General features: G+C 63.2%; 17 protein-coding genes. 11 read left to right on the plus strand and 6 right to left on the minus strand.

The annotated features are described in order from the left end of the window. Positions 1–233: 233 nt before the first annotated feature. On the plus strand, positions 234–1571 hold the full coding sequence (locus tag LU688_RS00805) for a TolC family outer membrane protein (RefSeq protein WP_094011628.1): 1338 nt from the start codon (positions 234–236) through the stop codon (positions 1569–1571). A gap of 63 nt (positions 1572–1634) precedes the next feature. On the opposite strand, the gene LU688_RS00810 is transcribed toward LU688_RS00805, so the two are convergent. After that, entirely contained in the window at positions 1635–3761 is a 2127-nt protein-coding gene (locus LU688_RS00810; RefSeq protein ID WP_094011627.1) for a retention module-containing protein, read from the minus strand. 469 nt (positions 3762–4230) lie between these two features. Between LU688_RS00810 and LU688_RS00815 the strand changes: the two genes are divergently transcribed. Genes LU688_RS00815 through LU688_RS00825 form a run of 3 tightly spaced genes read left to right on the plus strand, consistent with a single transcriptional unit; the run spans position 4231 to position 9136 of the window. Then, positions 4231–5568 carry a TolC family outer membrane protein gene (locus LU688_RS00815; protein WP_094011626.1) on the plus strand — a complete coding sequence of 446 codons (1338 nt, stop codon included), beginning with the start codon at positions 4231–4233 and terminating at the stop codon, positions 5566–5568. Between the two features lie 45 nt (positions 5569–5613). Next, on the plus strand, positions 5614–7770 hold the full coding sequence (locus tag LU688_RS00820; protein ID WP_038707141.1) for a type I secretion system permease/ATPase: 2157 nt from the start codon (positions 5614–5616) through the stop codon (positions 7768–7770). Between the two features lie 7 nt (positions 7771–7777). Further along, positions 7778–9136 (plus strand): HlyD family type I secretion periplasmic adaptor subunit, encoded by a 1359-nt coding sequence (locus LU688_RS00825; protein WP_031315213.1) that lies wholly within the window; start codon positions 7778–7780, stop codon positions 9134–9136. A gap of 104 nt (positions 9137–9240) precedes the next feature. Here the strand turns inward: LU688_RS00825 and LU688_RS00830 are convergent, their stop codons facing one another. Then, entirely contained in the window at positions 9241–9798 is a 558-nt protein-coding gene (locus LU688_RS00830) for a WYL domain-containing protein (RefSeq protein WP_094011625.1), read from the minus strand. A gap of 206 nt (positions 9799–10004) precedes the next feature. Between LU688_RS00830 and LU688_RS00835 the strand changes: the two genes are divergently transcribed. The 6 genes from LU688_RS00835 to LU688_RS00860 all read left to right on the plus strand — a co-directional run bounded on the left by LU688_RS00835 (position 10005) and on the right by LU688_RS00860 (position 15961). Then, positions 10005–10817 carry a tetratricopeptide repeat protein gene (locus LU688_RS00835; protein ID WP_094011624.1) on the plus strand — a complete coding sequence of 271 codons (813 nt, stop codon included), beginning with the start codon at positions 10005–10007 and terminating at the stop codon, positions 10815–10817. Between the two features lie 126 nt (positions 10818–10943). Continuing rightward, positions 10944–11381 carry a MarR family winged helix-turn-helix transcriptional regulator gene (locus tag LU688_RS00840; protein WP_023630816.1) on the plus strand — a complete coding sequence of 146 codons (438 nt, stop codon included), beginning with the start codon at positions 10944–10946 and terminating at the stop codon, positions 11379–11381. Further along, the gene (locus tag LU688_RS00845; protein ID WP_038707142.1) at positions 11378–13465 is read left to right on the plus strand and encodes an FUSC family protein; all 2088 of its coding nucleotides are present in this window, start codon (positions 11378–11380) and stop codon (positions 13463–13465) included. Before LU688_RS00840 ends, LU688_RS00845 begins: the two co-directional genes overlap by 4 nt. Continuing rightward, positions 13462–13674, plus strand: a complete 213-nt coding sequence (locus LU688_RS00850; protein ID WP_011531590.1) for a DUF1656 domain-containing protein — start codon at positions 13462–13464, stop codon at positions 13672–13674. The genes LU688_RS00845 and LU688_RS00850 overlap by 4 nt, the downstream gene beginning before the upstream one ends. Then, positions 13671–14546 carry an efflux RND transporter periplasmic adaptor subunit gene (locus tag LU688_RS00855; RefSeq protein ID WP_094011623.1) on the plus strand — a complete coding sequence of 292 codons (876 nt, stop codon included), beginning with the start codon at positions 13671–13673 and terminating at the stop codon, positions 14544–14546. Before LU688_RS00850 ends, LU688_RS00855 begins: the two co-directional genes overlap by 4 nt. After that, positions 14543–15961: an efflux transporter outer membrane subunit gene (locus LU688_RS00860; RefSeq protein WP_094011622.1), complete on the plus strand. Its 1419-nt coding sequence runs from the start codon at positions 14543–14545 to the stop codon at positions 15959–15961. Before LU688_RS00855 ends, LU688_RS00860 begins: the two co-directional genes overlap by 4 nt. Positions 15962–16035: 74 nt before the next feature. On the opposite strand, the gene LU688_RS00865 is transcribed toward LU688_RS00860, so the two are convergent. From LU688_RS00865 to LU688_RS00880, 4 genes are read right to left on the minus strand one after another with little or no spacing between them, the layout of a single operon-like run. After that, positions 16036–16779 (minus strand): hypothetical protein, encoded by a 744-nt coding sequence (locus LU688_RS00865; RefSeq protein ID WP_046857545.1) that lies wholly within the window; start codon positions 16777–16779, stop codon positions 16036–16038. A gap of 3 nt (positions 16780–16782) precedes the next feature. Next, positions 16783–17370 carry a penicillin-binding protein activator LpoB gene (lpoB, locus tag LU688_RS00870; protein WP_023632455.1) on the minus strand — a complete coding sequence of 196 codons (588 nt, stop codon included), beginning with the start codon at positions 17368–17370 and terminating at the stop codon, positions 16783–16785. Positions 17371–17392: 22 nt separating this feature from the next. Further along, positions 17393–17761: a YcfL family putative periplasmic lipoprotein gene (locus LU688_RS00875; RefSeq protein WP_038707145.1), complete on the minus strand. Its 369-nt coding sequence runs from the start codon at positions 17759–17761 to the stop codon at positions 17393–17395. A gap of 14 nt (positions 17762–17775) precedes the next feature. Then, positions 17776–19167, minus strand: coding sequence for a COG3014 family protein (locus LU688_RS00880; protein WP_094011621.1), 1392 nt, complete (start codon positions 19165–19167; stop codon positions 17776–17778). Between the two features lie 289 nt (positions 19168–19456). Here LU688_RS00880 and LU688_RS00885 point away from each other — a divergent pair, with 289 nt between their 5' ends. Then, on the plus strand, positions 19457–21400 hold the full coding sequence (locus LU688_RS00885) for a cytochrome c/FTR1 family iron permease (protein ID WP_094011620.1): 1944 nt from the start codon (positions 19457–19459) through the stop codon (positions 21398–21400). Positions 21401–21464: the final 64 nt, after the last annotated feature.

Here is a 21464-nt window from a genome sequence, read left to right on the forward strand (position 1 = left end):
CTATAATTTCTGGCTATTAAGTTTATGCCAAACTATTGACCTTCTGGCTGCCATCCTAAACAATCGCCAAGGTAATGTCACATTGATATTTGGCCAGCCAACCCCTTTCTTTTGTATTAATCGCACTGCCTATTCGGAAGCTTCCTACATACAGATCAGGGTTCGCCATTTTCCAAGGCAGGCACGGCTTCGGCTGTGATTTGGGACAACAGCTCTCTCGGGAACCAGTAAAAATGCGTGCGTCACTGTTCACCGCTCTTCCTTTCGCTCTCGCCGCCTCTTTCGTTCAAGCACAAACCTTGCCCGAAGCCATGCAGAAGGCCCTCGAGGTACACCCGGAAATCCAGGCCGGCGTGAACGCGCGCACGGCCGCGGACTATCAACTGCGTGCAGCCCAGGGCGGCTATTTGCCGCGGGTCGATGTGACGGCCGGTTATGGCCGCGAGGGCACCGACAGCCCAAGCACCCGCAACCGCTGGGAGACGCTCAACCGTGGCGAATCGGCGATCCGCCTGCGGCAAATGGTCTTTGACGGTTTTGCCACCTCCAGCGAGGTCGGGCGTCAACAAGCCACCGTCAACGCACGTGCCTACTCCCTGCTGGGGACCTCCGAGCGCACCGCGCTGACCGTCGCCCAGGTCTACCTGGACGTGCTATCGCGCCGTGAGATGGTGCGCCTGGCCGAAGAAAACCTGCGCAACCACGATCGTATCCTCGACCAGATCAAGTTGCGCACCAGCCGTGGCGTAGGCCGCATGGCCGACCTCGACCAGGCCGAAGCGCGCCAGGCCCAGGCCCGCAACAACCTGATCACCGAGCAGACCAACCTGGCCGATGCCAACACCAACTACCTGAGCGTCGTCGGGCAAATGCCCGACGAGTTAAGCACGCCCGCGCCATTTGTCGACCTGTTGCCGGCGACCCTCGATGAAGCTCGCCACCAGTTGGTCGAAGAGAGCCCGATCCTGCGTTCGGCCGAGTCGGACATCGCGGCTGCCGAGAAGCAATACGAAGCGGCAAAGTCTACGTTCTATCCACGTTTCGATGCCGAACTCGGACGAACGGCCGACAACAACCTCGACGGCGCGGTCGGCCACAACAACGAATGGCAGGCCATGCTGCGCATGAACTTCAACCTGTACGCCGGCGGCAGCAACAAGGCGGACCTGGAATCGAAGTCGTATCTGGCCAACCAGGCACTGGACATCCGCAACAACGCCTTGCGACAGCTCAATGAGGAGTTAGGCCTGGCATGGAATGCTCTGGAAAACGCCAACGCCCAGGTGCCGATCGCCCAGCAGTACGTCGATCACAGCAACCGGGTGCGCAGCGCCTATCAGCAGCAGTTCGGCCTGGGCGAGCGAACCCTGCTCGACTTGCTCGACAGCGAGAATGAAACCTTCACCGCCCAGCGCCGCCTGGTGGAGGTGAAGAACATACAAATGTTTACTCAGTACCGAATCAAGGCGACCATCGGCCAGCTGCTCAAGAGCCAGGGTGTCGTCGCGCCGATGGCGACGGTTGTGCAGAACGACCTGAGGCCCAAGGTGAACCTGCCGGGCATGAACTGAGGGAAGTCTTGAGTATCCCTGGCTCCTTCCGACGGTGGCTGCAGGCCGTTGGTTGGAGCGGGTTCAGCTGTTGGAATGGTCGACCTTGATGGTCGGATCGGCACCGCTGATCAGTGACTGGATCGTGGTGTTCGACCAGTTGACACCCTCGAGCTTGATGCTGACATCGGCATTTGCCAAGCCGCCGGCAGCGTTCAGTTTGCCGTCGCTGCTCGCCTGTAGCGTGGTCTCGCCGTCGACAGTGGTGATTCTGAGGAAGTTGTCGATGGCAATGTCCTCCTCACTCTGTAGCAGATCGCGCAGGTCGAGTCGGTCGCCTTCCTGGACGTTGAAGTCCCGGATCACATCGTTACCTTCGTCGCCGGCCCTCCACACGAAGGTATCGGCCCCTTTGCCTCCGATCAGCACGTCGTCACCTTTGCCACCCTCTATGTGATCGTCGCCACCCTGGCCGAAGATAATGTCCTGGCCAGCACCGCCCAGCAGTGTGTCGGCTCCATCATTTCTGCCCGAAACGTTAAATTCGGCGCTGTGCTCGGTGATGAAATTGTGCATGGTTTCGGTATTTACAGCATTCACCGGCATGTTCAATTTGTCGGCGACGTAATCTTGAATTGCATGAACACCAGCGCTGGCGATGCCGTCGAAGGTGATCAGGTCGCCGAAAAGAATGTCGTTGCCGCCACCACCATTGACGGTATCGTTACCCGGTCGGACAGACTCGGTGGTTCCGAAGATAGCCTCGGCCAGCTTGCTCGGGTCGATATTGGCCTGCGGCACGCCGTCGGAATCAAAAGGGTTCAGTTCCACAAGCTGGATACTGTCATTTATGCCGATGGCCTCGACATTGGACAGGTCTTTCAGCAGTTCGAAGCTGGCAAGTGCGTTGAGGAGGGAGTTAGGGCCCTGCTTTGGGTTTTCATGTACGACAGTAGACAGTTCGTAACCGCCATGGCCATTTGCGTACAATTTCCCAAGTGGCTCATGCTTCCATGTTTTATCGCTGTAATAGCTCAGCGTCAGGCTGCCATCGCTATCGATATTTATAGTGGAAGTGCCGCTGCCAAGGTGGCCGTTGTATGTCATGCCCTTCTGATAATCTATAGTGCTCAGGAAACTATCCAGAGTAGTGCCTGAGTCACCCAGTATCGGGTTGATGCGCTCTTCTTGATAATGGGTTGGTACGCCATCGGTGAGGAAGAACGTCTGGTTACTGGCACAGCTGCCAGCACTCTGGAGATTATTGAACCAATTGGCAGTTGTCTTGAATGCATCTTCATAGTTTGTGCCAGCGTTATCGCCCTCTCCCGGTTTGAGGGTGTTCAAGGCATCGAGCAATTGCTTTAAGCCTTCTTCGTTCAGGGTAACCGAAACGATGCTGTTGACGTTGGAGGAGAAGTCCACCAGGAGGATGTTCACGCTGCCTGAGTGGGCGCTCTGGGCGCTGGCGGCCAATACCTTGAACACTGTCTCGAGAGACTTTTTCGCTGCACCGACGCCTTCTTCTTTCATACTGGCAGAGGTGTCCACGATGAACGCAAGGTTGTAGTTCTGCCCGGGCAGGACACGCCAGCCCGCAATGTCTGCCACAACGATATTGTGATCAGCGGTGAGGGCGTAGGTGTCATCTCCCTCGTTCAGATTGATGCCGACGTAGGCCTGCGGCTGATCAGTAAAGGATGACGTCGCGTTAGGTGCATGGATCGTGTTGAGCGCCCGAGCGCCTGAGGTATATGCATTGCCAGGGGATTCGTGGAGATCGCTACAACTCGATGGCGTGCCAGTATCGGTTGGGAAGCCGATTCTCGGGGCAACCATCCCTGCGGTTTCTTCTAGCATGACGCTGCTGTGGCCACCGTCATCAGGGGCGTTTGGGGCGACGATTGGGATATCGAATTCGATAGTCGCGTCTGCGCCCACCGTGGTGGTTTGCTGCAGTGCTTCGCTCGACGATGCGGCTGTGCTGAGGTCGCTGCTGCCTGGAGGAGTGCCGGTCCACCGGGTGTCGCCACCCAGTTCGAAGATGCGACCATCGGCCAGTTCAAGGGTCACCGAGCCGCCGATGCCAGTGTCGAGTTGCTCTCCGGCAAGCAAGCGGTCGCCTTCGATCAATATACGCTGGATACCCTCTGGAGAAACTGCGATAACCTGGCCAACAAGGCTTTTTACGATGGCGGCAACAGTGCTCATTTAACTCTCCAAACTTTTATGCAGGGGTCTGCCATAGTGGCGGCCATGTGGTTATGTCACTTGGGCTTGGTGTGCTTGAATATGTGGCGCAAGCTTTAGGCTTTGCCTGCTCGATGGGCATGCTGCGTTGAAATAGGCTCGAGTTGAACTTTTACAGCCTGTAGGTTCGAGCACGGCCCGACCGCTCTTCGCCTTTTTTTGCCTTGCCTGATCGCCGCGCGACAACTATTCGTGATAACCCTAGGCCTGACTATGCCCCTAGGGTTTGCCTGAGTCCTTGGCATGTTTCGGATGATGCTAATCAATAATTTTTGCACTTCATATCGGAAATCGTGTTTCTGAAGAGTATTCCTACATGCCGTACATGATTGGGTAAATATTCCTACTGCTACAAGTGAGCTTTCATCTTAAAAGGTTAGGAGGAATTAGCTCTTATAGTCGTGACAGTATTTTTCCGGGAATCAGTTGAATGCGTGTGTTCTTGTTCGCCGCTCTACCTTTCACTTTCATCACTACGCTTGTTCAAGCCCAGACGTTGCCCGAAGCCATGCAGAAAACCCTTGAGGTGCACCCGGAAATCCAGGCCGGCGTGAACGCACGCGCGGCTGTGGACCATCAATTGCGTGCAGCCCAAGGCGGCTATTTGCCGCGGGTCGAAGTGACCGCCGGCTATGGCCGCGAGGGCAGCGACAGCCCAGGCACCCGCAATCGCTGGGAGACGCTCAACCGTGGCGAATCGGCGATCCGCCTGCGGCAGATGGTCTTCGACGGCTTCGCCACTTCCAGTGAGGTCGGGCGTCAACAGGCTACCGTCAACGCTCGCGCCTACTCCCTGCTGGGCACCTCTGAGCGCACCGCGCTGACAGTTGCCCAGGTCTACCTCGATGTGCTGTCGCGCCGGGAGATGGTGCGCCTGGCCGAAGATAACCTGCGAAACCACGAACGCATCCTTGACCAGATCAAGTTGCGAACCAGCCGTGGCGTCGGCCGTCTTGCCGACCTCGACCAGGCCGAGGCGCGCCTGGCCCAGGCCCGCAACAACCTGACCACCGAGCAGACCAACCTGGCTGATGCCAATATCAATTACCTGAGCGTCGTCGGGCAGATGCCCGACGAATTAAGCATGCCTGCGCCATTTCTGGACCTGCTGCCGGCCACCCTTGAGGAGGCCCGTCATCAGTTGATCAAGAACAGTCCGATTCTGCGTTCGGCCGAGTCGGACATCGCCGCCGCCGAAAAACAATACGAAGCGGCAAAGTCCACGTTCTATCCGCGCTTCGATGCCGAAATTGGACGAACGGTAGCCAACAACCTAGACGGTGCGACCGGCCACAACAACGAGTGGCAGGCGATGCTGCGCATGAACTTCAACCTGTACGCAGGCGGCAGCAACAAGGCGGACCTGGAATCGAAGTCGTACCTGGCCAACCAGGCACTGGACATTCGTAACAACGCCTTGCGCCAACTCAATGAGGAGTTAGGCTTGGCATGGAATGCTCTGGACAACGCCAACACCCAGGTGCCGATCGCCCAGCAGTACGTCGATCACAGCAAGCGGGTGCGCAGCGCCTACCAGCAGCAGTTCGGCCTGGGCGAGCGAACCCTGCTCGACTTGCTCGACAGCGAGAATGAAACCTTCACCGCCCAGCGTCGTCTGGTGGAAGTGAAGAACATACAAATGTTTACTCAGTACCGAATCAAGGCGACCATTGGCCAACTGCTCAAGAGCCAGGGTGTTGTAGCCCCGATGGCCACCGTTGTGCAGAACGACCTGAAACCCAAGGTGAACCTGCCAGGCATGAACTGAAAGGCGCCTTGAACCCACCCCCCGCAAGGATGAAGAGAGCGCCGCGTGGAATCCGAAGTCAGTCGAGTCCAACTCAGCCACGATCCACGCAGTCAGCATGACGACCCGCTGCTGGACAGTCTGCTGACCCTGTGTGTCCTGCATCAGAAACCCGCCAGCCGGGCCATGCTGACCACCGGGCTGCCCTTGCCCTCACAACGCCTGACCGCCGAGTTGCTGCCGCGTGCGGCCGCACGGGCCGGGCTGCAGGGGCGCCTGTTGCAGCGCAAGCTGGAGCAGATACCCAGCATCGCCATGCCGGCGATGCTGCTGCTCAAGGAAGGCCGCTGCGCGGTGCTGCTGGGCTGGGAAAATGAAGACACCGCGCGGCTGCTGCTCAGCGAAAGCGACGGCGGCGAAGTGCATGTCACCCGTGAGGCGTTGCTGGGCGACTATAGCGGCAAGGTGTTCTTCGCCCAGCCCCAGCACAAGTTCGACGTCAACCACGGCAACCTGATCCCTCGCGCGCGCTCCTGGTTCCGCGACACGCTGCTGCGCAGCAAATGGCTGTACATCGATGCCATCGCCGCGAGCCTGGTGATCAACCTGATCGCCCTGGCAGCGCCGCTGTTCGTGATGAACGTCTATGACCGCGTGGTGCCCAACCAGGCCACCTCGACCCTGTGGGTGCTGGCGGTGGGTATCGCCGGGGCCTATGTGTTCGACCTGATCCTCAAAGGACTACGCAGCCTGTGCCTGGACCTGGCCGGCAAGAAGACCGACCTGATCATATCGGCGACGCTGTTCGAGCGTATCGTCGGCATGGCCATGAAGTACCGGCCGGCGCGGGTCGGCAGCTTCGCCCAGAACATCCATGAGTTTCAGGGCCTGCGTGACTTTCTTGCCTCGTTGACACTGACCAGCCTGATCGACCTACCGTTTACTCTGCTAATCCTGGTGGTCATCGCCATCATCGGGGGGCACCTTGTATGGATTCCGATCCTGGCGTTCCCCCTTGCCTTGGGTATTGGCTACGCCTTGCAGAAACCGCTGATGGCGACCATGGAACGCACCATGGCTTTGGCCTCCGAGCGGCAGTCGAGCTTGATCGAGACCCTGGCCGGACTGGACGGGATCAAGGTCAACAACGCCGAGAGTGAGCGTCAGTACATGTGGGAGCAGACCCTAGGCACCTTAAGCCGACTGGAACTGCGGGTGAAGGTGCTGTCGGGCCTGGCCATGAACATTACCGCGCTGGTCCAGCAATTGGCGGGCGTGGCCATGATCTGCGTGGGCGTCTACCTGATCATCGACGGCAATCTCAGCATGGGTGGCCTGGTGGCCTGCTACATGCTCAGCGGTCGGGCCCTTGGCCCACTGGGCTCGCTGAACGGCCTGCTGGCCCGCTATCAGCAAGCCAAGGTGACCATGGTTGCCACCGACCAGATGATGGAGTTGCCCCAGGAGCGCAATTTCGAAGAGCGTCCGCTGAGCCGTCAGGTGCTGCAGGGCGCGATCGAGTTCCGCGGCGTCGAGTTCACCTATCCAAACCAGCAGAACCAGGCGCTCAAGGGCATCAACCTGAATATCCGTCCGGGTGAGAAGGTTGGCATCATCGGTCGCAGTGGTTCGGGCAAGAGCTCCCTGGCCAAGCTGATCGTCGGCCTGTACGAACCAGATAACGGCTCGCTGCTGGTCGATGGCGTGGATATCCGCCAGATCGACGTCAGCGAACTGCGCCATAACATCGGCTACGTGCCCCAGGACATCCAGCTGTTGGCCGGCACCCTGCGCGACAACCTGGTCAGCGGCGCCCGCTACATCGAGGACGAGCTGATTCTCCAGGCCGCGGAACTGGCCGGCGTGCACGAGTTCGCCCGCCTGCACCCCGACGGCTACGAATTGCAGGTCGGCGAGCGCGGCCAAAATCTTTCCGGTGGCCAGCGGCAGAACGTCGCTCTGGGTCGTGCGTTGTTGCTCAACCCGCAGATTCTGCTGCTCGACGAGCCCACGAGCGCCATGGACAACACCGGCGAGGAGCGGCTCAAGCAGCGCCTCGCCGCAGTGGTCGAGAACAAGACCGTGCTGCTGGTTACCCACCGGGCGTCGCTGCTGTCGCTGGTGGATCGATTGATCGTCATCGATCGTGGACAGATCGTCGCGGATGGCCCGAAAGCCGCCGTCATGGATGCGCTGAAGAAGGGGCAGATCAGTGTTGCATAAGCTGGATATGGGGCGTTTCAAGGACAACCTGCGCCGCTACTTCAAGGGCTCCGAGTCGCTGGCCGGGCAGCCGCTGCCCGAGGTCAACAAGGCGCTGATCGAGGACGCGCCGCGAGTGGTGCGTCTGACCATCTGGGGCGTGATCGCGTTCTTCTTGTTTCTCATCGTCTGGGCCAGCGTCGCGCCCATCGACGAGGTGACCCGTGGGGAGGGCAAGGCCATCCCGTCATCCAAGGTGCAGAAAATCCAAAACCTTGAAGGTGGCATCGTTGCCGAGATCTTCGCCAAGGAGGGGGAGATCGTCGAAGTCGGCCAGCCGCTGCTGCGCCTGGACGAGACCCGCTTTGCCTCCAACGTCGACGAGACCGAGGCCTCGCGCTTGGCCATGGCTCTGCGTGTGCAGCGTCTGAACGCCGAGGTCGAGGACAAGCCGCTGCAGATTGACGAGGAACTGCGCAAAGCCGCCCCAAGCCAGGCGGCCAACGAGCAGTCGCTGTACCTGAGTCGGCGTCAGCAGCTGCAGGACGAGATTGGCGGTCTGCAACAGCAACTCGTGCAAAAGCAACAAGAGCTACGCGAGTTCAACTCCAAGCGCGCCCAGTACGCCAACAGCCTGCAGCTGCTGCGCCAGGAGATCGCCATGTCCGAGCCGTTGGTGGCCCAAGGCGCTATCTCTCAGGTCGAGGTGCTGCGGCTGCGCCGGGCCGAGGTTGAGAACCGTGGGCAGATGGACTCCACCGCCCTTGCTATCCCGCGGGCCGAGGCGGCGATCAAGGAGGTCGAGAGCAAGATCGAGGAGACCCGCGGCAAGTTCCGCAGCGAGGCGCTGACCCAGCTCAACGAGGCCCGCACCGAGCTGAACAAGGCCACCGCCACCAGCAAGGCGCTGGATGACCGCGTGCACCGCACCATGGTCACTTCGCCAGTGCGAGGTATCGTCAAGCAGTTGCTGGTCAACACCATCGGTGGAGTGATCCAACCGGGCAGCGACATCATCGAGATCGTGCCGCTGGACGATACCTTGGTGATCGAGGCGAAGATCCTGCCCAAGGATATCGCCTTCCTGCATCCAGGCCAGGAAGCCACGGTCAAGTTCACAGCCTATGACTACACCATCTATGGCGGGATGAAGGCCAAGCTGGAGCAGATCGGCGCTGATACCATCACCGACGAAGACAAGAAGACCACCTACTACTTGATCAAGCTGCGCACCGAGAAGAGCCACCTGGGCAGCGACGAGAAGCCGCTGCTGATCATCCCGGGAATGGTGGCGACGGTAGACATCATGACCGGCAAGAAGACCATCATGAGCTACCTGCTCAAGCCGATCATCAAGGCGCGCAGCGAAGCGCTGCGTGAGCGCTGATCGCCTCAAGGGGCATCAGCAGTGCTTGTGTGCGGGCTGCGCCCGCGATGGCGTAAGTGCAAGCAGAGATGTTGCTTGGTCCGATGCCATGGTGGGGCAGTCAGTCATTCCAGATATTGCGCCGCCGCGTTGACCAATGTCCGTGCAATCTCTTCACGTAGCGTCTGCGGCGCTTCCACCACCAGTCCATCGCCCTGGCTCAGCAACCACCAGCGCAAGGGCCAACCGTCCGCCACCGTCGCTCGCAGTCGGTGCCCCTGATCCAGGGCGGTCAACCGCATATCCGCGCTCAGCGGTGTCTCGCGCAGGCGGCGGGCCAGCAAATCGCTGATCCACGCCTGCAGTTCGATGCCCTGACCTTGTCCAGGCTGCAAAGTATCGCCGCGCAGATACCCCTGCAGGTCGAAATTTCCGCGTAACTCCCCGCCGGCGTTGGCCGACCAGTGCCAGCCGAACGGGATGCTCTTGTCATTGCGCTCCAGTGGAAAGATCAGCGACAGCTCGTTGAGGTCGCGCTCGACCGTGCGTTTGCTGACATTGAAGCCCACGTCACGCAGGCGCCACACCAGTTCGGCACTGGTGATCCCGGGGGAGCGGCTGGGCAACTGGCGCAGCAATGCCCATTGGCGGCTGAGGGTGGCACGGGTGGTGGCGAACGGCAAAAGGAAACGTCCTTGTCTAGGCTTGCGGGCATAGGATGGCGGCACGTGCAGGGCATGGCAATTGGCCACAGCCTGCTCAGATCAAGGAAGATGCAATTGGTTGCCTGGGATCAATTCGTTCGCGACAGGTTTTGTCGTGGCATCGCGCAGAATCACGCCTCATCACAGTGGAGGTTGGAGCTGTGGGTCGTTCAATGAGGATGAACATGTCTGCCGCCAGCAATATCCACTCGCTGCTTGCCCGGCTTCTACCGGAGCGGATCGTCCCGGCGCCGGCTCGCCCGGGGCAGCGCCACCGGCTGTTCGCCGGGGTCGGCATGCCCGCCCAACAGGCCCTGAGCGGCGAGCGCTTTGGCCTGATCGACCGCCTGGACGAGGCAGTCGACCTGCAGGCGGTCTACCACGACCTCTGCCGCCAGGCCCTGCTGGGCAATGTCGCGGCGCTCAACGACCTGGGCTGGGTCTGGCTCAATGGCAAGTACTGGCGCGGCGACACGGTGCTGGCGGGGCACCTGTTGCGCATGGCGGCGTTGCAGGGCAACGCTGCCGCCTGGTTCAACCTCGGCCAGCAGCAATACTTCGGCAAGGGCGTCGATGTTTCCTACGTTAACGCGGCCGAATACTACCGCCATGCTTTCGAGCGGGGCATGGTGCATGCCGCTGCGGCGCTGGGCGATCTGTACGAGGAAGAGGTGTGCGACGGCGAACAGGAGTGGCAGGTCGACCCTCTCGAGGCTTACCAATGGTTTCTGCGTGGCGCCGAGCGTGGCGAGAAGCGCTGCCGCTTCGAAGTGGGGTACCGACTGCTGCACGGCCTGTACGTCGAGGCCGATATCAAGGCCGGTCTGTACTGGCTGGAGTTGGCGGCGGCAACCGGGGTGATGCAGGCCGCCGAGGAGCTGGCTGTGCATTTCAGCAGCCGCGACGCGGCGCGCTACCTGGGCTGGCGCGACCAGGCAATCCAACTGGGCAGCACGCTGGCACTGACCATGAAGCTGGAAGACCAGATCCAGCCTTAGCGCAGCGCGCCTGCCGGGATCATGAACAACCTTTCATGTTTTCCCTCCGTCACCTGCGGTTGACGACAGGGGGAGGGCAGGGCGTATATTGATAGTTAGCAAACTATGAATATCCTCGGTTCTCACATGTCCCTCGACGCACTGCACCTGAAAATCAGCAGCGGCATGGTTGTGGCTGCCCGGCACTGGCGCCGCCTGTGCCAGGGCGCCCTGACCGGCTACGGTATTTCCGAAGCCTGCGCCGTCCCCTTGCTGATGATCGTGCGCCTGGGCGATGGCGTGCATCAGGTGGCGGTGGCCCAGGCGGCCGGGTTGGAAAGCCCGTCGCTGGTGCGCCTGCTCGACCAGCTGTGCAAGGCTGGCCTGGTATGCCGCAGCGAGGATCCGCTGGACCGTCGTGCCAAGGCGCTGAGCCTGACCGTCGAGGGCCGCGCCCTGGCCGAGTCCATCGAAGGCGAGCTGGTGCGCCTGCGTCGTGAGGTGCTTGGAGGCATAGACCAGGCCGACCTGGAGGCCACCTTGCGGGTCATCCATGCCTTCGAACAGGCAGGCCTGCAGCCATGAGTGGCTTCTTCAGCTCGGTCCCGCCTGCCCGCGACTGGTTCTACGGCGTGCGCACCTTCGCCGCCTCGATGATTGCCCTGTATATCGCCCTGCTGATGCAGCTGCCGCGCCCGTACTGGGCCATGGCCACGGTCTATATCGTCTCCAGCCCATTCCTCGGCCCGACCACATCCAAGGCGCTGTACCGCGCCCTGGGCACCTTGCTGGGCGCTGGCGGGGCGATCCTGCTGGTGCCACCGCTGGTGCAATCGCCGCTGCTGCTGAGCATCGCCATCGCCCTGTGGACCGGCACGTTGCTGTTCCTCTCGCTGAACCTGCGCACGGCCAACAACTACGTGCTGATGCTGGCCGGCTACACCCTGCCGATGATCGCCCTGGCGGTGGTCGATAACCCGCTGGCAGTGTTTGACGTGGCCTCGTCCAGGGCCCAGGAAATCTGCCTGGGAATCGTCTGCGCGGCGGTGGTTGGCGCGGTGTTCTGGCCGCGCCGGCTGGCACCTGTGGTGGTCGGCGCCACCGGCAGCTGGTTCGGCGAAGCGATTCGCTACTGCGACACCTACCTGGCCCGCGAAGCCGGCGCCGACAAGGTCGGCGGCATGCGTGGCGCGATGGTCGCCACCTTCAACTCGCTGGAGCTGATGATCGGCCAGCTCGGCCATGAAGGCGCCGGCCCGCATACCTTGAAGAACGCCCGCGAATTGCGCGGGCGGATGATCCATCTGCTGCCGGTGATCGACGCGCTCGACGATGCCCTGATCGCCCTTGAAGGTCGTGCCCCGGCGCAGTTCGCCTTGCTGCAACCGGTGCTGGACAGCGCCCGTAAATGGCTCGAAGGCACCGCCGACAGCGCCTCGGTGGCACGCTGGACCGCCCTGCACGAGCAGATCGACCGCCTGCAGCCGGGCGCCGCCGCCCTCGACCAGCGCGCCGAGCTGCTGCTGTCCAACGCCCTCTATCGCCTGACCGAATGGGCCGACCTCTGGCAGGACTGCTGCAGCCTGCAGCACGCCCTGCGCAAGGACGACGCCACGCCCTGGCGCGCGGTCTATCGTCACTGGCGCCTGGGCCGGCTGACGCCGTTCTTCGATCGCGGCCTGATGCTCTACTCGGTGTTTTCCACCGTCACCGCCATCGTCGTCGCCTGCGGCCTGTGGATCGGCCTTGGCTGGAACGACGGCGCCAGCGCGGTGATCCTCGCCGCCGTGTCGTGCAGTTTCTTCGCCGCCATGGACGACCCGGCGCCGCAGATCTACCGGTTCTTCTTCTGGACGCTGATGTCGGTGATCTTCTCCAGCCTGTACCTGTTCCTGGTGCTGCCCAACCTGCATGATTTCGCCATGCTGGTGCTGGCGTTTGCCGTGCCGTTCATCTGCGTCGGCACCCTGACCGTGCAGCCGCGCTTCTACCTCGGCACCTTGCTGACCATCGTCAACACCTCGACCTTCATCAGCATCCAGGGTGCCTACGACGCTGACTTTTTCACCTTCCTCAATTCCAACCTGGCCGGTCCCGTGGGGCTGCTGTTCGCCTTCATCTGGACCCTGGTGGTACGCCCGTTCGGCGTGGAACTGGCGGCCAAGCGCATGACCCGCTTCGCCTGGCGCGACATTGTCGAGATGACCGCGCCGGCCACCCTGGCCGAGCACCGCCAGGTCGGCGTGCAGATGCTCGACCGCCTGATGCAGCACCTGCCTCGCCTGTCGCAGACCGGCCAGGACAGTGGCGTGGCCTTGCGCGACCTGCGCGTGGGCCTGAATCTGCTCGACCTGCTGGCGTACATGCCGCGCGCCGGCGCCCAGGCTCGCGAGCGCCTGCAGACGGTGATCGAGGAAGTCGGCGCGCACTATGCCGCCTGCCTGCGCGCCGGCGAGCGCCTGCATGCCCCGGCGGCACTGCTGCGCAACATGGAGCGCGCGCGCCTGGCGCTGAACCTCGATGAGCTTTACGAGCGCGGCGATGCCCGCACCCACCTGCTGCACGCCCTGGCCGGTTTGCGCCTGGCGCTGCTGCCAGGTGTCGAGGTGATGCTCGAGCCCGCCGAACAAACGCAACTGCCCCCGGGCCTCGACGGAGCACCCCTGTGATCGGTGAACTGGATATCAGCGGGGTGTTCCTGCCCACGCTGCTGGTGATGATGTTTGGCACCTACCTGTTGTACCTGGGGGTGCACGCAGTGCTGGTGCGCCTGCATTTCTACCGCCTGGTCTGGCACCGGGCGCTGTTCAACGTTGCCCTGTATGCCGTGCTGCTTGGCGCGGTGGACCACTTTTGCCGAAGCCTGATGCTGCCATGAAAAAACCTTTGCTGACCTTGGGCCGCGTGGTCCTGACCTTGCTGGTAGTGACCTTCGCCGCCGTGCTCGTGTGGCAGATGGTGGTGTACTACATGTTCGCCCCCTGGACCCGCGACGGCCATATCCGCGCTGACGTGATCCAGATCGCCCCGGATGTCTCCGGGCTGATCCAGCAGGTCGAGGTGCGCGACAACCAGACCATCAAGCGCGGTGACGTGCTGTTCACCATCGACCAGGACCGTTTCACCCTGGCCCTGCGCCAGGCCAAGGCAACCCTGGCCGAACGCCAGGAAACCCTGGCCCAGGCCTCCCGCGAGGCCCAGCGCAACCGTAAGCTGGGCAACCTGGTGGCGGCCGAGCAGTTGGAAGAGAGCCAGTCGCGCGAGGCCCGCGCCCGTTCGGCGGTGAGCGAGGCCCAGGTGCAGGTGGATGTCGCCCAGCTCAACCTCGACCGCTCGGTGGTGCGCAGCCCGGTGGATGGCTACCTCAACGACCGCGCCCCGCGCGCTCATGAGTTCGTCAGCGCCGGGCGCCCGGTGTTGTCGGTGGTCGACAGCGCCTCGTATCACGTCGATGGCTATTTCGAGGAAACCAAGCTGGGCGGGATCCATATCGGCGACGCCGTGGATATCCGTGTGATGGGCGACCCCACCCGCCTGCGCGGCCGAGTGCAGAGCCTGTCCGCCGGTATCGAGGACCGCGACCGCAGCAGCGGCGCCAACCTGCTGCCCAACGTCAACCCGGCGTTCAGTTGGGTGCGCCTGGCCCAGCGGATCCCGGTACGCATCACCTTCGACGAAGTGCCGGCGGACTTTCGCATGATCGCCGGGCGCACCGCCACGGTGTCGATCGTAGAGGGCCAACGCCCATGAAACAGCTGATCCTGGCGGGGCTGTGCCTGTCCCTTGGCGCCTGCATGATGGTCGGCCCGGACTACGAGCTGCCCAAGGAGGCCGCCGTGCAGCGCGGCGACCTCAACGGCCCGCTGCGCCAGGACGCCGATAGCGTGGTCTCGGCGCCAGTGCCCGAGGACTGGTGGCAGCTGTACCAGGATCAACGGCTCAACCAGCTGGTGCGCGAGGCGCTCGGCGCCAACACCGAGCTGCGCGTGGCTGCCGCCAACATCGCCAAGGCCCGCGCCCAGGTGGAGGTGGCCGAGTCGCAGGGTGGCTTCAATGGTGGCGTCAAGCTGGGTGCCCAGCGCCTACAGGAGTCCGGCGAAGCGTTCCTGCTGCCGGAGAAAGTGCCGGTTGCCAACATTGGCGAGGCGATCATCAGCGCCAGCTACCAGTTCGACCTTTGGGGCACCTTCAAGCGCGGCACCGAGGCCGCCAAGGCCAATGCCGATGCCGTGCAAGCCGCCGCCGACACCGCGCGCATCACCCTGGTGGCCGATGTGGTCAAGGCGTACACCCAGGTGTGCTCGGCCAACGAGGAGTACCACATCGCCCGCGAGTCGCTGGACCTGCAGCAGCAGAGCGTGCAACTGACCCAGCGTCTGCGCGACGCCGGGCGTGGCGACGAGAGCCAGGTCACCCGGTCGCAGACCCAGTTCAAGTCCTTGCGCGCCGAGCTGCCGCGCTTCAAGGCCGAGCGCGAGGCGGGCCTCTACACGCTGGCCGCGTTGCTGGCCAGGCCTGTCGAGCAATTGCCTGCCGGCACCGCCGATTGCGCCGAGCTGCCACAGCTGTCACAACTGGTTCCGGTCGGCGATGGCGCCGCTCTGCTCAAGCGCCGCCCGGATGTGCGTCAGGCCGAACGCCAGCTGGCGGCAGCCACTGCCACCATCGGTGTGGCCACCGGCGCGCTGTACCCGGATATCAGCATCGGCGCCCAGGTGGGCACCATCGGCATCCTCGACAACCTCGGTGAGCCGGCCACCAACCGCTGGGGCTTCGGCCCGCAGGTCAGTTGGGCCATCCCCACCAACGGCACCCGCGCGCGCATCCGCATGGCCGAGGCCTCGACCCAAGCGGCGCTGGCACATTTCGATGGGGTGGTACTGAATGCCATTCGCGAAACCCAGACCCGCCTGGCGCAATACAGCGCGCTGCTGGATCGGCGCGACGCGCTGGCCGAGGCGGAGCGCTCCGCCAAGGAGTCGGCGGACCAGACCCACATGCGCTATCAGGTGGGGCGTGAGTCGTTCCTGGCGGATCTGCAAGCGACGCGGACCTACACCGATGCACGGGCGCAGCTGGCGGCGGCCAACAGTCAGGTGGCGATGGGGCAGATAGGCGTGTTCCTGGCCTTGGGTGGCGGCTGGAAAAGCAGTGCCAGACCTTGAGGAAGAGTGTGGGAGCGACGCATCGCCGCTCCCACGAACCCCTATGAAGCCCCCATTTCCCTTAGGGGAGAGGCTTAGTTCAGCACCCGCGCCGGCTCATCCGGCGGCAGGTTGTCCCGCCCACGCGGCTGCTTCGCCTGCCCGGGCACCGAGCCGCCCAACTGCTCGGCCAACTGCTGCGCCACATCCTCGCCCAGTGCCTTCGATACATCGCGCACCACCCGCGGACGGTTCAACGTCACGCGGCGGTCTTGGCTTTTCACCAGCTTGGTGTCCTGCCCTTCACCCATGGCGGTGAACGCCGAGGTGATCTCGTAGGTGCGGGTGTTGATCAGGCTGAAGTCGGCGACCACGGTCAGGCCCAGCACCGCCGAGTAGCTGTCGGTGTGGTCCAGCGAGTTGATGTCCTGCTGGAAGTCGATGTCCGACAGGGTGCCGAACAGCACGTAGTCGGCACCCTTGAACGCGCCGTTCTTGATGCGGCGGATCACGTCGTACACGTCCTCCTTCGAGTCGGCGGTGTAGGGGCGGCCCTGGACCAGCTGGAACATGCCGGTCTTGAGGATCTCACCCTTGATGTCGCCACCGAACTTGCGCAGCTCGGTCTGCTCGATGTAGCTGTTGAGGCTCTCGTACTCGCTGTAGCTCGACTGGCCGCTGGCGTGGTACATGCCGGCCTGGCCGCTGCTCTGGGCGTTGATGGTGTGGATGTATTCCTCCACCTGCGCCTGGTAGGCCAGGTCGGTCACCGCCACCTTGGGGGCCGCCTGCGCGCCGAAGGCGCAGGCCAGGCCGATTATTGCCATCCATGCACGCATCGATCAGCGCTCCGTGGTCTTGCGGATTTCTTTTTCGTCCATCCACTCGGCCAGGCCGCTTTCCACGTCGATCAGCTGCAGGCTGAACTTGTAGAACACGTCCTTGTAGTCGCTGCTGCGCTTGACGATCGAGCTGATCGAGCCTTCCAGGCGGTATTTGGCGGCTATCATGTTGCCGGTCTTGGCCACGGTCTTCTTCTTGTACAGGCCGCTCTGGTTCTGCAGCTTGAGCTGGTCGACCTGGCTCTGCATGTCGGTGTTGTCGCTGGCGAAGCGGGCGGCGCCGGATTTCATCAGCTGGGTCTTGATCGAGGTGGTGATCTCGCGGGTGTCGATGTACTCGCTGGTCTTGTTCTTCACGTCGTACACCTGCACCACCGGGCGGCCGTGCAGCACGCCGGACTGGGCCAGCGAGCGGGTCATGCTCTCGGCTATCATCTGCAGGTCGGTGGAGCCGAACTCGTTGGTCACCAGTTCGACGGCCTTGCTGTCGCCGTAGCTGATGTTCTTGCCGCCGAGAACCGGCGAAGGGGTGCTGCAGCCGCTGACCAGGGCGATGGCGAGGGCGGCGAGGGAAAGGCGTGCAAACATCGAACGTGCTCCTGAAAGGGGGTTACCGGGTGTGGACTTCGAGGCGGAAGTCACGGGCTGCGGGGGTCGGTGCGATGGCGGGCAGGAACTTGGCCTGCTTGCCGTACAGCGGCAGGGCCTTCCAGCTCTCTTCATCGGCCACCGGGAAACCATCGCTGCCCAGCCAGGCGAAGCGGTAGAACAGGGTCTGGTTGCTGCGGCTGCTGTTGGTCAGCGCCACGTTGACGGTGAGATAGCCGTTTTCGCGGGCGACGCGCATCTGGCCGATCTCGATGTCATCCAGCTGGCCCATGGTCACCACCTTGCTGGCGGCGCTGCCCGGGGCAGGGGGCGGGGTGGCGCAGCCGGCCAGGAGGGCGACGGCGGCCAGGGCGAGGCATGTTTTGCGCATGTTCGATCCTTGGGTTACTTGAGGCTGGCGACAGCAGTGGCTGCGGCCTGCGGGGCGACTTCGACGGACGGGCCGCCAGCGAACACGCGGTTGCCGACCACGCGCAGGCTGACCACCTGGTAGGGGCGATCGACTTTCACCGTGACCTGGGTACCGCCGAGGCTCGACGGCAGGCTCACGTGGTGTTCGCCCTGCTTGAGGCGTACACGGGCCACCTGGGTTTCGTTTGGCAGGGTGCGCCAGGTACGGGTATCGGCACCTTCCAGCACGGTGGAGGCAATGCCCACCACCAGCCCGGCCATCGGGTTGGTCTGGTTCAAGTTCTTCTGCGCCACGCCGCGGCTGATGGCGCGCACGCTGGTGCGCAGGATGATGCCAGGCATGTCGTCGCGCAGGGCGCGGCGTGACATGGCAGTGGTGCTGTTGAGCGCGGTCAGGGCCAGGACCTTGTCGTTGAGCTGAATCTCGCTCAGGTGCGCGGTCGAAGTGTCCTCCCTGATGATCGGGAACGACAACGGAGTGATCACCAGGTTGTCCTGGATCGGCAGTGGCAGCGGGATGCGGATCGAATCACGAGCCGGGGCCAGGCCGGTCTGTACCACGATCAGCACGTCGCTTTCACCGGCCTTGGCGCTGTTCTTGTCCAGCTCCAGCAGCGCCTGGTCCAGCAGCGGGGTATTCGGGCGCAGCTCGGCGGCCTTGCGGTAACCCGGCGCGGCCAGGCCCTTCTCGCCGAGGGCTTCGTAGACATAGCCGGACAGGTAATGGCTGAAGGCGCTCTGGTAGCTGTTCTTCAGGCCGACCACCTCAGGGGCGTCGAGGCTGGCGACCGGGTAACCCTGCAGGTCCTTGTATTCGGTCTTGATGCCTTCCTTCTCGGCCTCTTCCTCGCGCTTGAGGTATTCCTTGTCGCGCAGCTCGGCGATGATCGCCTCACGCTCGTGGGTCTTCTTGATCTCGGTGCGGGCGCCGTCGAAGTCGTTCTGCGCCAGCAGGTTCAAGGCCATTTGCGTGGTCAACATGACTTTTTCGTAGTCGTAGCCTTCGTAGCGGCGCACCTTGTCGTTGACCAAGTAGCTGCCAAACTGGCTCAGGTACTTGTCGGTGTCGAGCTTGACCGACTCTTCCCACTGGAACACCACGCTGTCGGCCGAGCGCCAGGCGTCCTGGCTGCCCTTGAGGTCGCCCTTGGAGCGCAGCAGCTCGCCTTTCTCGAAGTAGTAGAGCAGGTCTTTCTTGTCGCCCTTGTTGTTGCTTTCCAGCAGGGCGAGGGCGGCGTCGACATTGCCGGCGGCCAACTGCTTGTTGGTCTCCTGCAGTTCGCTGTCGTAGCTGCGGAACACCGAGCAGCCGGTAAGCTGCACGGCGGCGACCAGGGTCGCCAGGGTGAGGGCGCGGGATACCATCGGACTTCTTCTTTCCCTGAAACGGTTGGCCGCGTGGGCGGGGGCGGCAGATCCCTCTGTTTTATCGCCAGAACCTCTCGATGGAGGCGCCTTGATTGCTAATGGCTATTACGGCGGCGCGGAATTATACCCAAAGTAGTAGCTATGTGATGGCGAATTGCTTCGCATTTTCTGCAGGCGTGCCATCGGTCGAAAAAGCGCTTTCCAGGCTGTTGACAGGTCAATTTGTCGCAAGATTTTTCATGAAATCTGCCAGTGAGCCTTGAGCGGGAGAGAGTGGAAGTGAACAATGTTCTCTTTCGTATTTCCGTCGAGATTGGCCATGATTTCCCGTTCCCGTCTGCTTGCCTGGCTGCCTGCCCTGTTGCTTGGCCCGGTGATGGCGCTGTGCAGCACCCCGACGCTGGCCGAAGCACCCGCCGAGGCGACCAAGGCGTTGCATCTGCTGGATTACATCGGTGCCGACTACCCACCGACCGTGCGCGACGGCAAGGTGGTGGACGACGGGGAATACCGCGAGCAACAGGAGTTCAGCGGGGTGCTGGCCGAGCTGGTCAAGGGGCTGCCCGAGCATGCCGAGCGCGGCGCGCTGGAGCAGGGTGTCCAGAGCCTGCGCCAGGCCATCGACCAGCGTCAGGATGGCGCCGGCGTTGCCCGTCAGGCCCGCCAGCTGGGTGCGCGGCTGGCCGTGGCCTACGAGGTAAGCCAGGCACCGGTGATCACCCCGGACCCGGCCCGCGGCGCATCGCTGTATGCCCAGAATTGCTCGATCTGCCACGGCGATACCGGGCTGGGCGATGGCCCGGCCGGCGTCGGCCTGGAGCCTGCGCCGGCCAACCTGCGCGATGCCGCGCGCCTCGACCAGCTCAGCCTGTTCGACCTGTACAACACCCTCGGGCTGGGCATCGAGGGCACCGAGATGCCCTCGTTCGCTGACCAGCTCGACGAGCGCCAACGCTGGGACGTGGCGGCCTACATCGCCAGTTTCACCGCCGATCCGCAGGCGGCAAAGAGCGACAAGACCTGGAACCTCGCCGACCTGGCCCGGCAGACCCCGGCCGAGGTTGCCGCCAATGAAGGCGCAAACGCCGTGGGCGCGTTCCGCGCCCAGCGGGCGCAACCGCCGCAGGTCAAGCGTGGCCCGGCGCAGCTGCTCGAGTACACCTCCAGCACCCTGGACAAGAGCCTGGCGGCTTACCGTGCCGGCGACCACGACCAGGCCTACGACTTGTCGGTGGCGGCTTACCTGGAAGGCTTCGAGCTGGTGGAAAGCTCGCTTGACAACATCGACACCCAGGCCCGCAAGGACACCGAGAAGTCGCTGATGGCCTACCGTCAGTCGCTGCAGGACGGCCTGCCGGTGGCCCAGGCCGAACAGCGCCTGGCTGAAGCCAAGGTCAAGCTCGAACAGGCCTCGAAGCTGCTGGGCAGCGATGGCCTTAGCTGGTCGTTGAGCTACATCTCCGGCCTGCTGATCCTGCTGCGCGAGGGCCTGGAGGCGATCCTGGTGCTGGCGGCGATCCTCGCTTTCCTGCGCAACACCGGCCAGCAGTCTGCGGTGCGTAGCGTCAACGTCGGCTGGGCCCTGGCGCTGGTCGCCGGTTTCGCCACCTGGGCCCTGGCGGCCTACGTGATCGATGTCGGTGGCGCGCAGCGTGAGCTGCTCGAAGGCTGCACGGCTTTGTTCGCCGCGGTGATGGTGCTGTGGCTCGGCGTGTGGATGCACGACCGCCGCCACGCGGCCGCCTGGCAGGACTACATCAAGAGCAGCCTGGTCAGTGGCGGCGGGCGCTTCGGCTTTGCCGTGCTGGCGTTCTTCTCGGTGTATCGCGAGTTGTTCGAGGTGATCCTGTTCTACGAGACCCTGTGGCTGCAGGCCGGGCCGGCTGGCCACCAGGCGGTTCTGGCAGGCGGTGCCACGGCGCTGGTGCTGCTGGTGGGCCTGGCCTGGGTGATCCTGCGCGGCTCGGCCAAGCTGCCGCTGTCGCTGTTCTTCAGCATCAACGCGGCTTTGCTCTGTGCGCTGTCGGTGGTGTTCGCCGGGCATGGCGTCAAGGCGCTGCAGGAGGCCGGCGTCCTGGGTACGCGGCCGGTGGCGTTCTTCGAGTTCGACTGGCTGGGGATCCACGCCGATCTCTACTCACTGAGCGCGCAGGCGGTGGCGTTGCTGGCTATCGTGTTCCTCTATGGGCGCAGCCGCTTGGCCGAGAAGCGCCGGGCGGCGGCCAGCTGAGTCTGTGCAGTGGGAAGGGGTGGTGTGCCGCCACCCCGCCCCGCAATGAGGCTGGGGCTGGCAT

The sequence above is a fragment of the Pseudomonas soli genome, from assembly GCF_021283165.2.
Classification (GTDB): domain Bacteria; phylum Pseudomonadota; class Gammaproteobacteria; order Pseudomonadales; family Pseudomonadaceae; genus Aquipseudomonas; species Aquipseudomonas soli.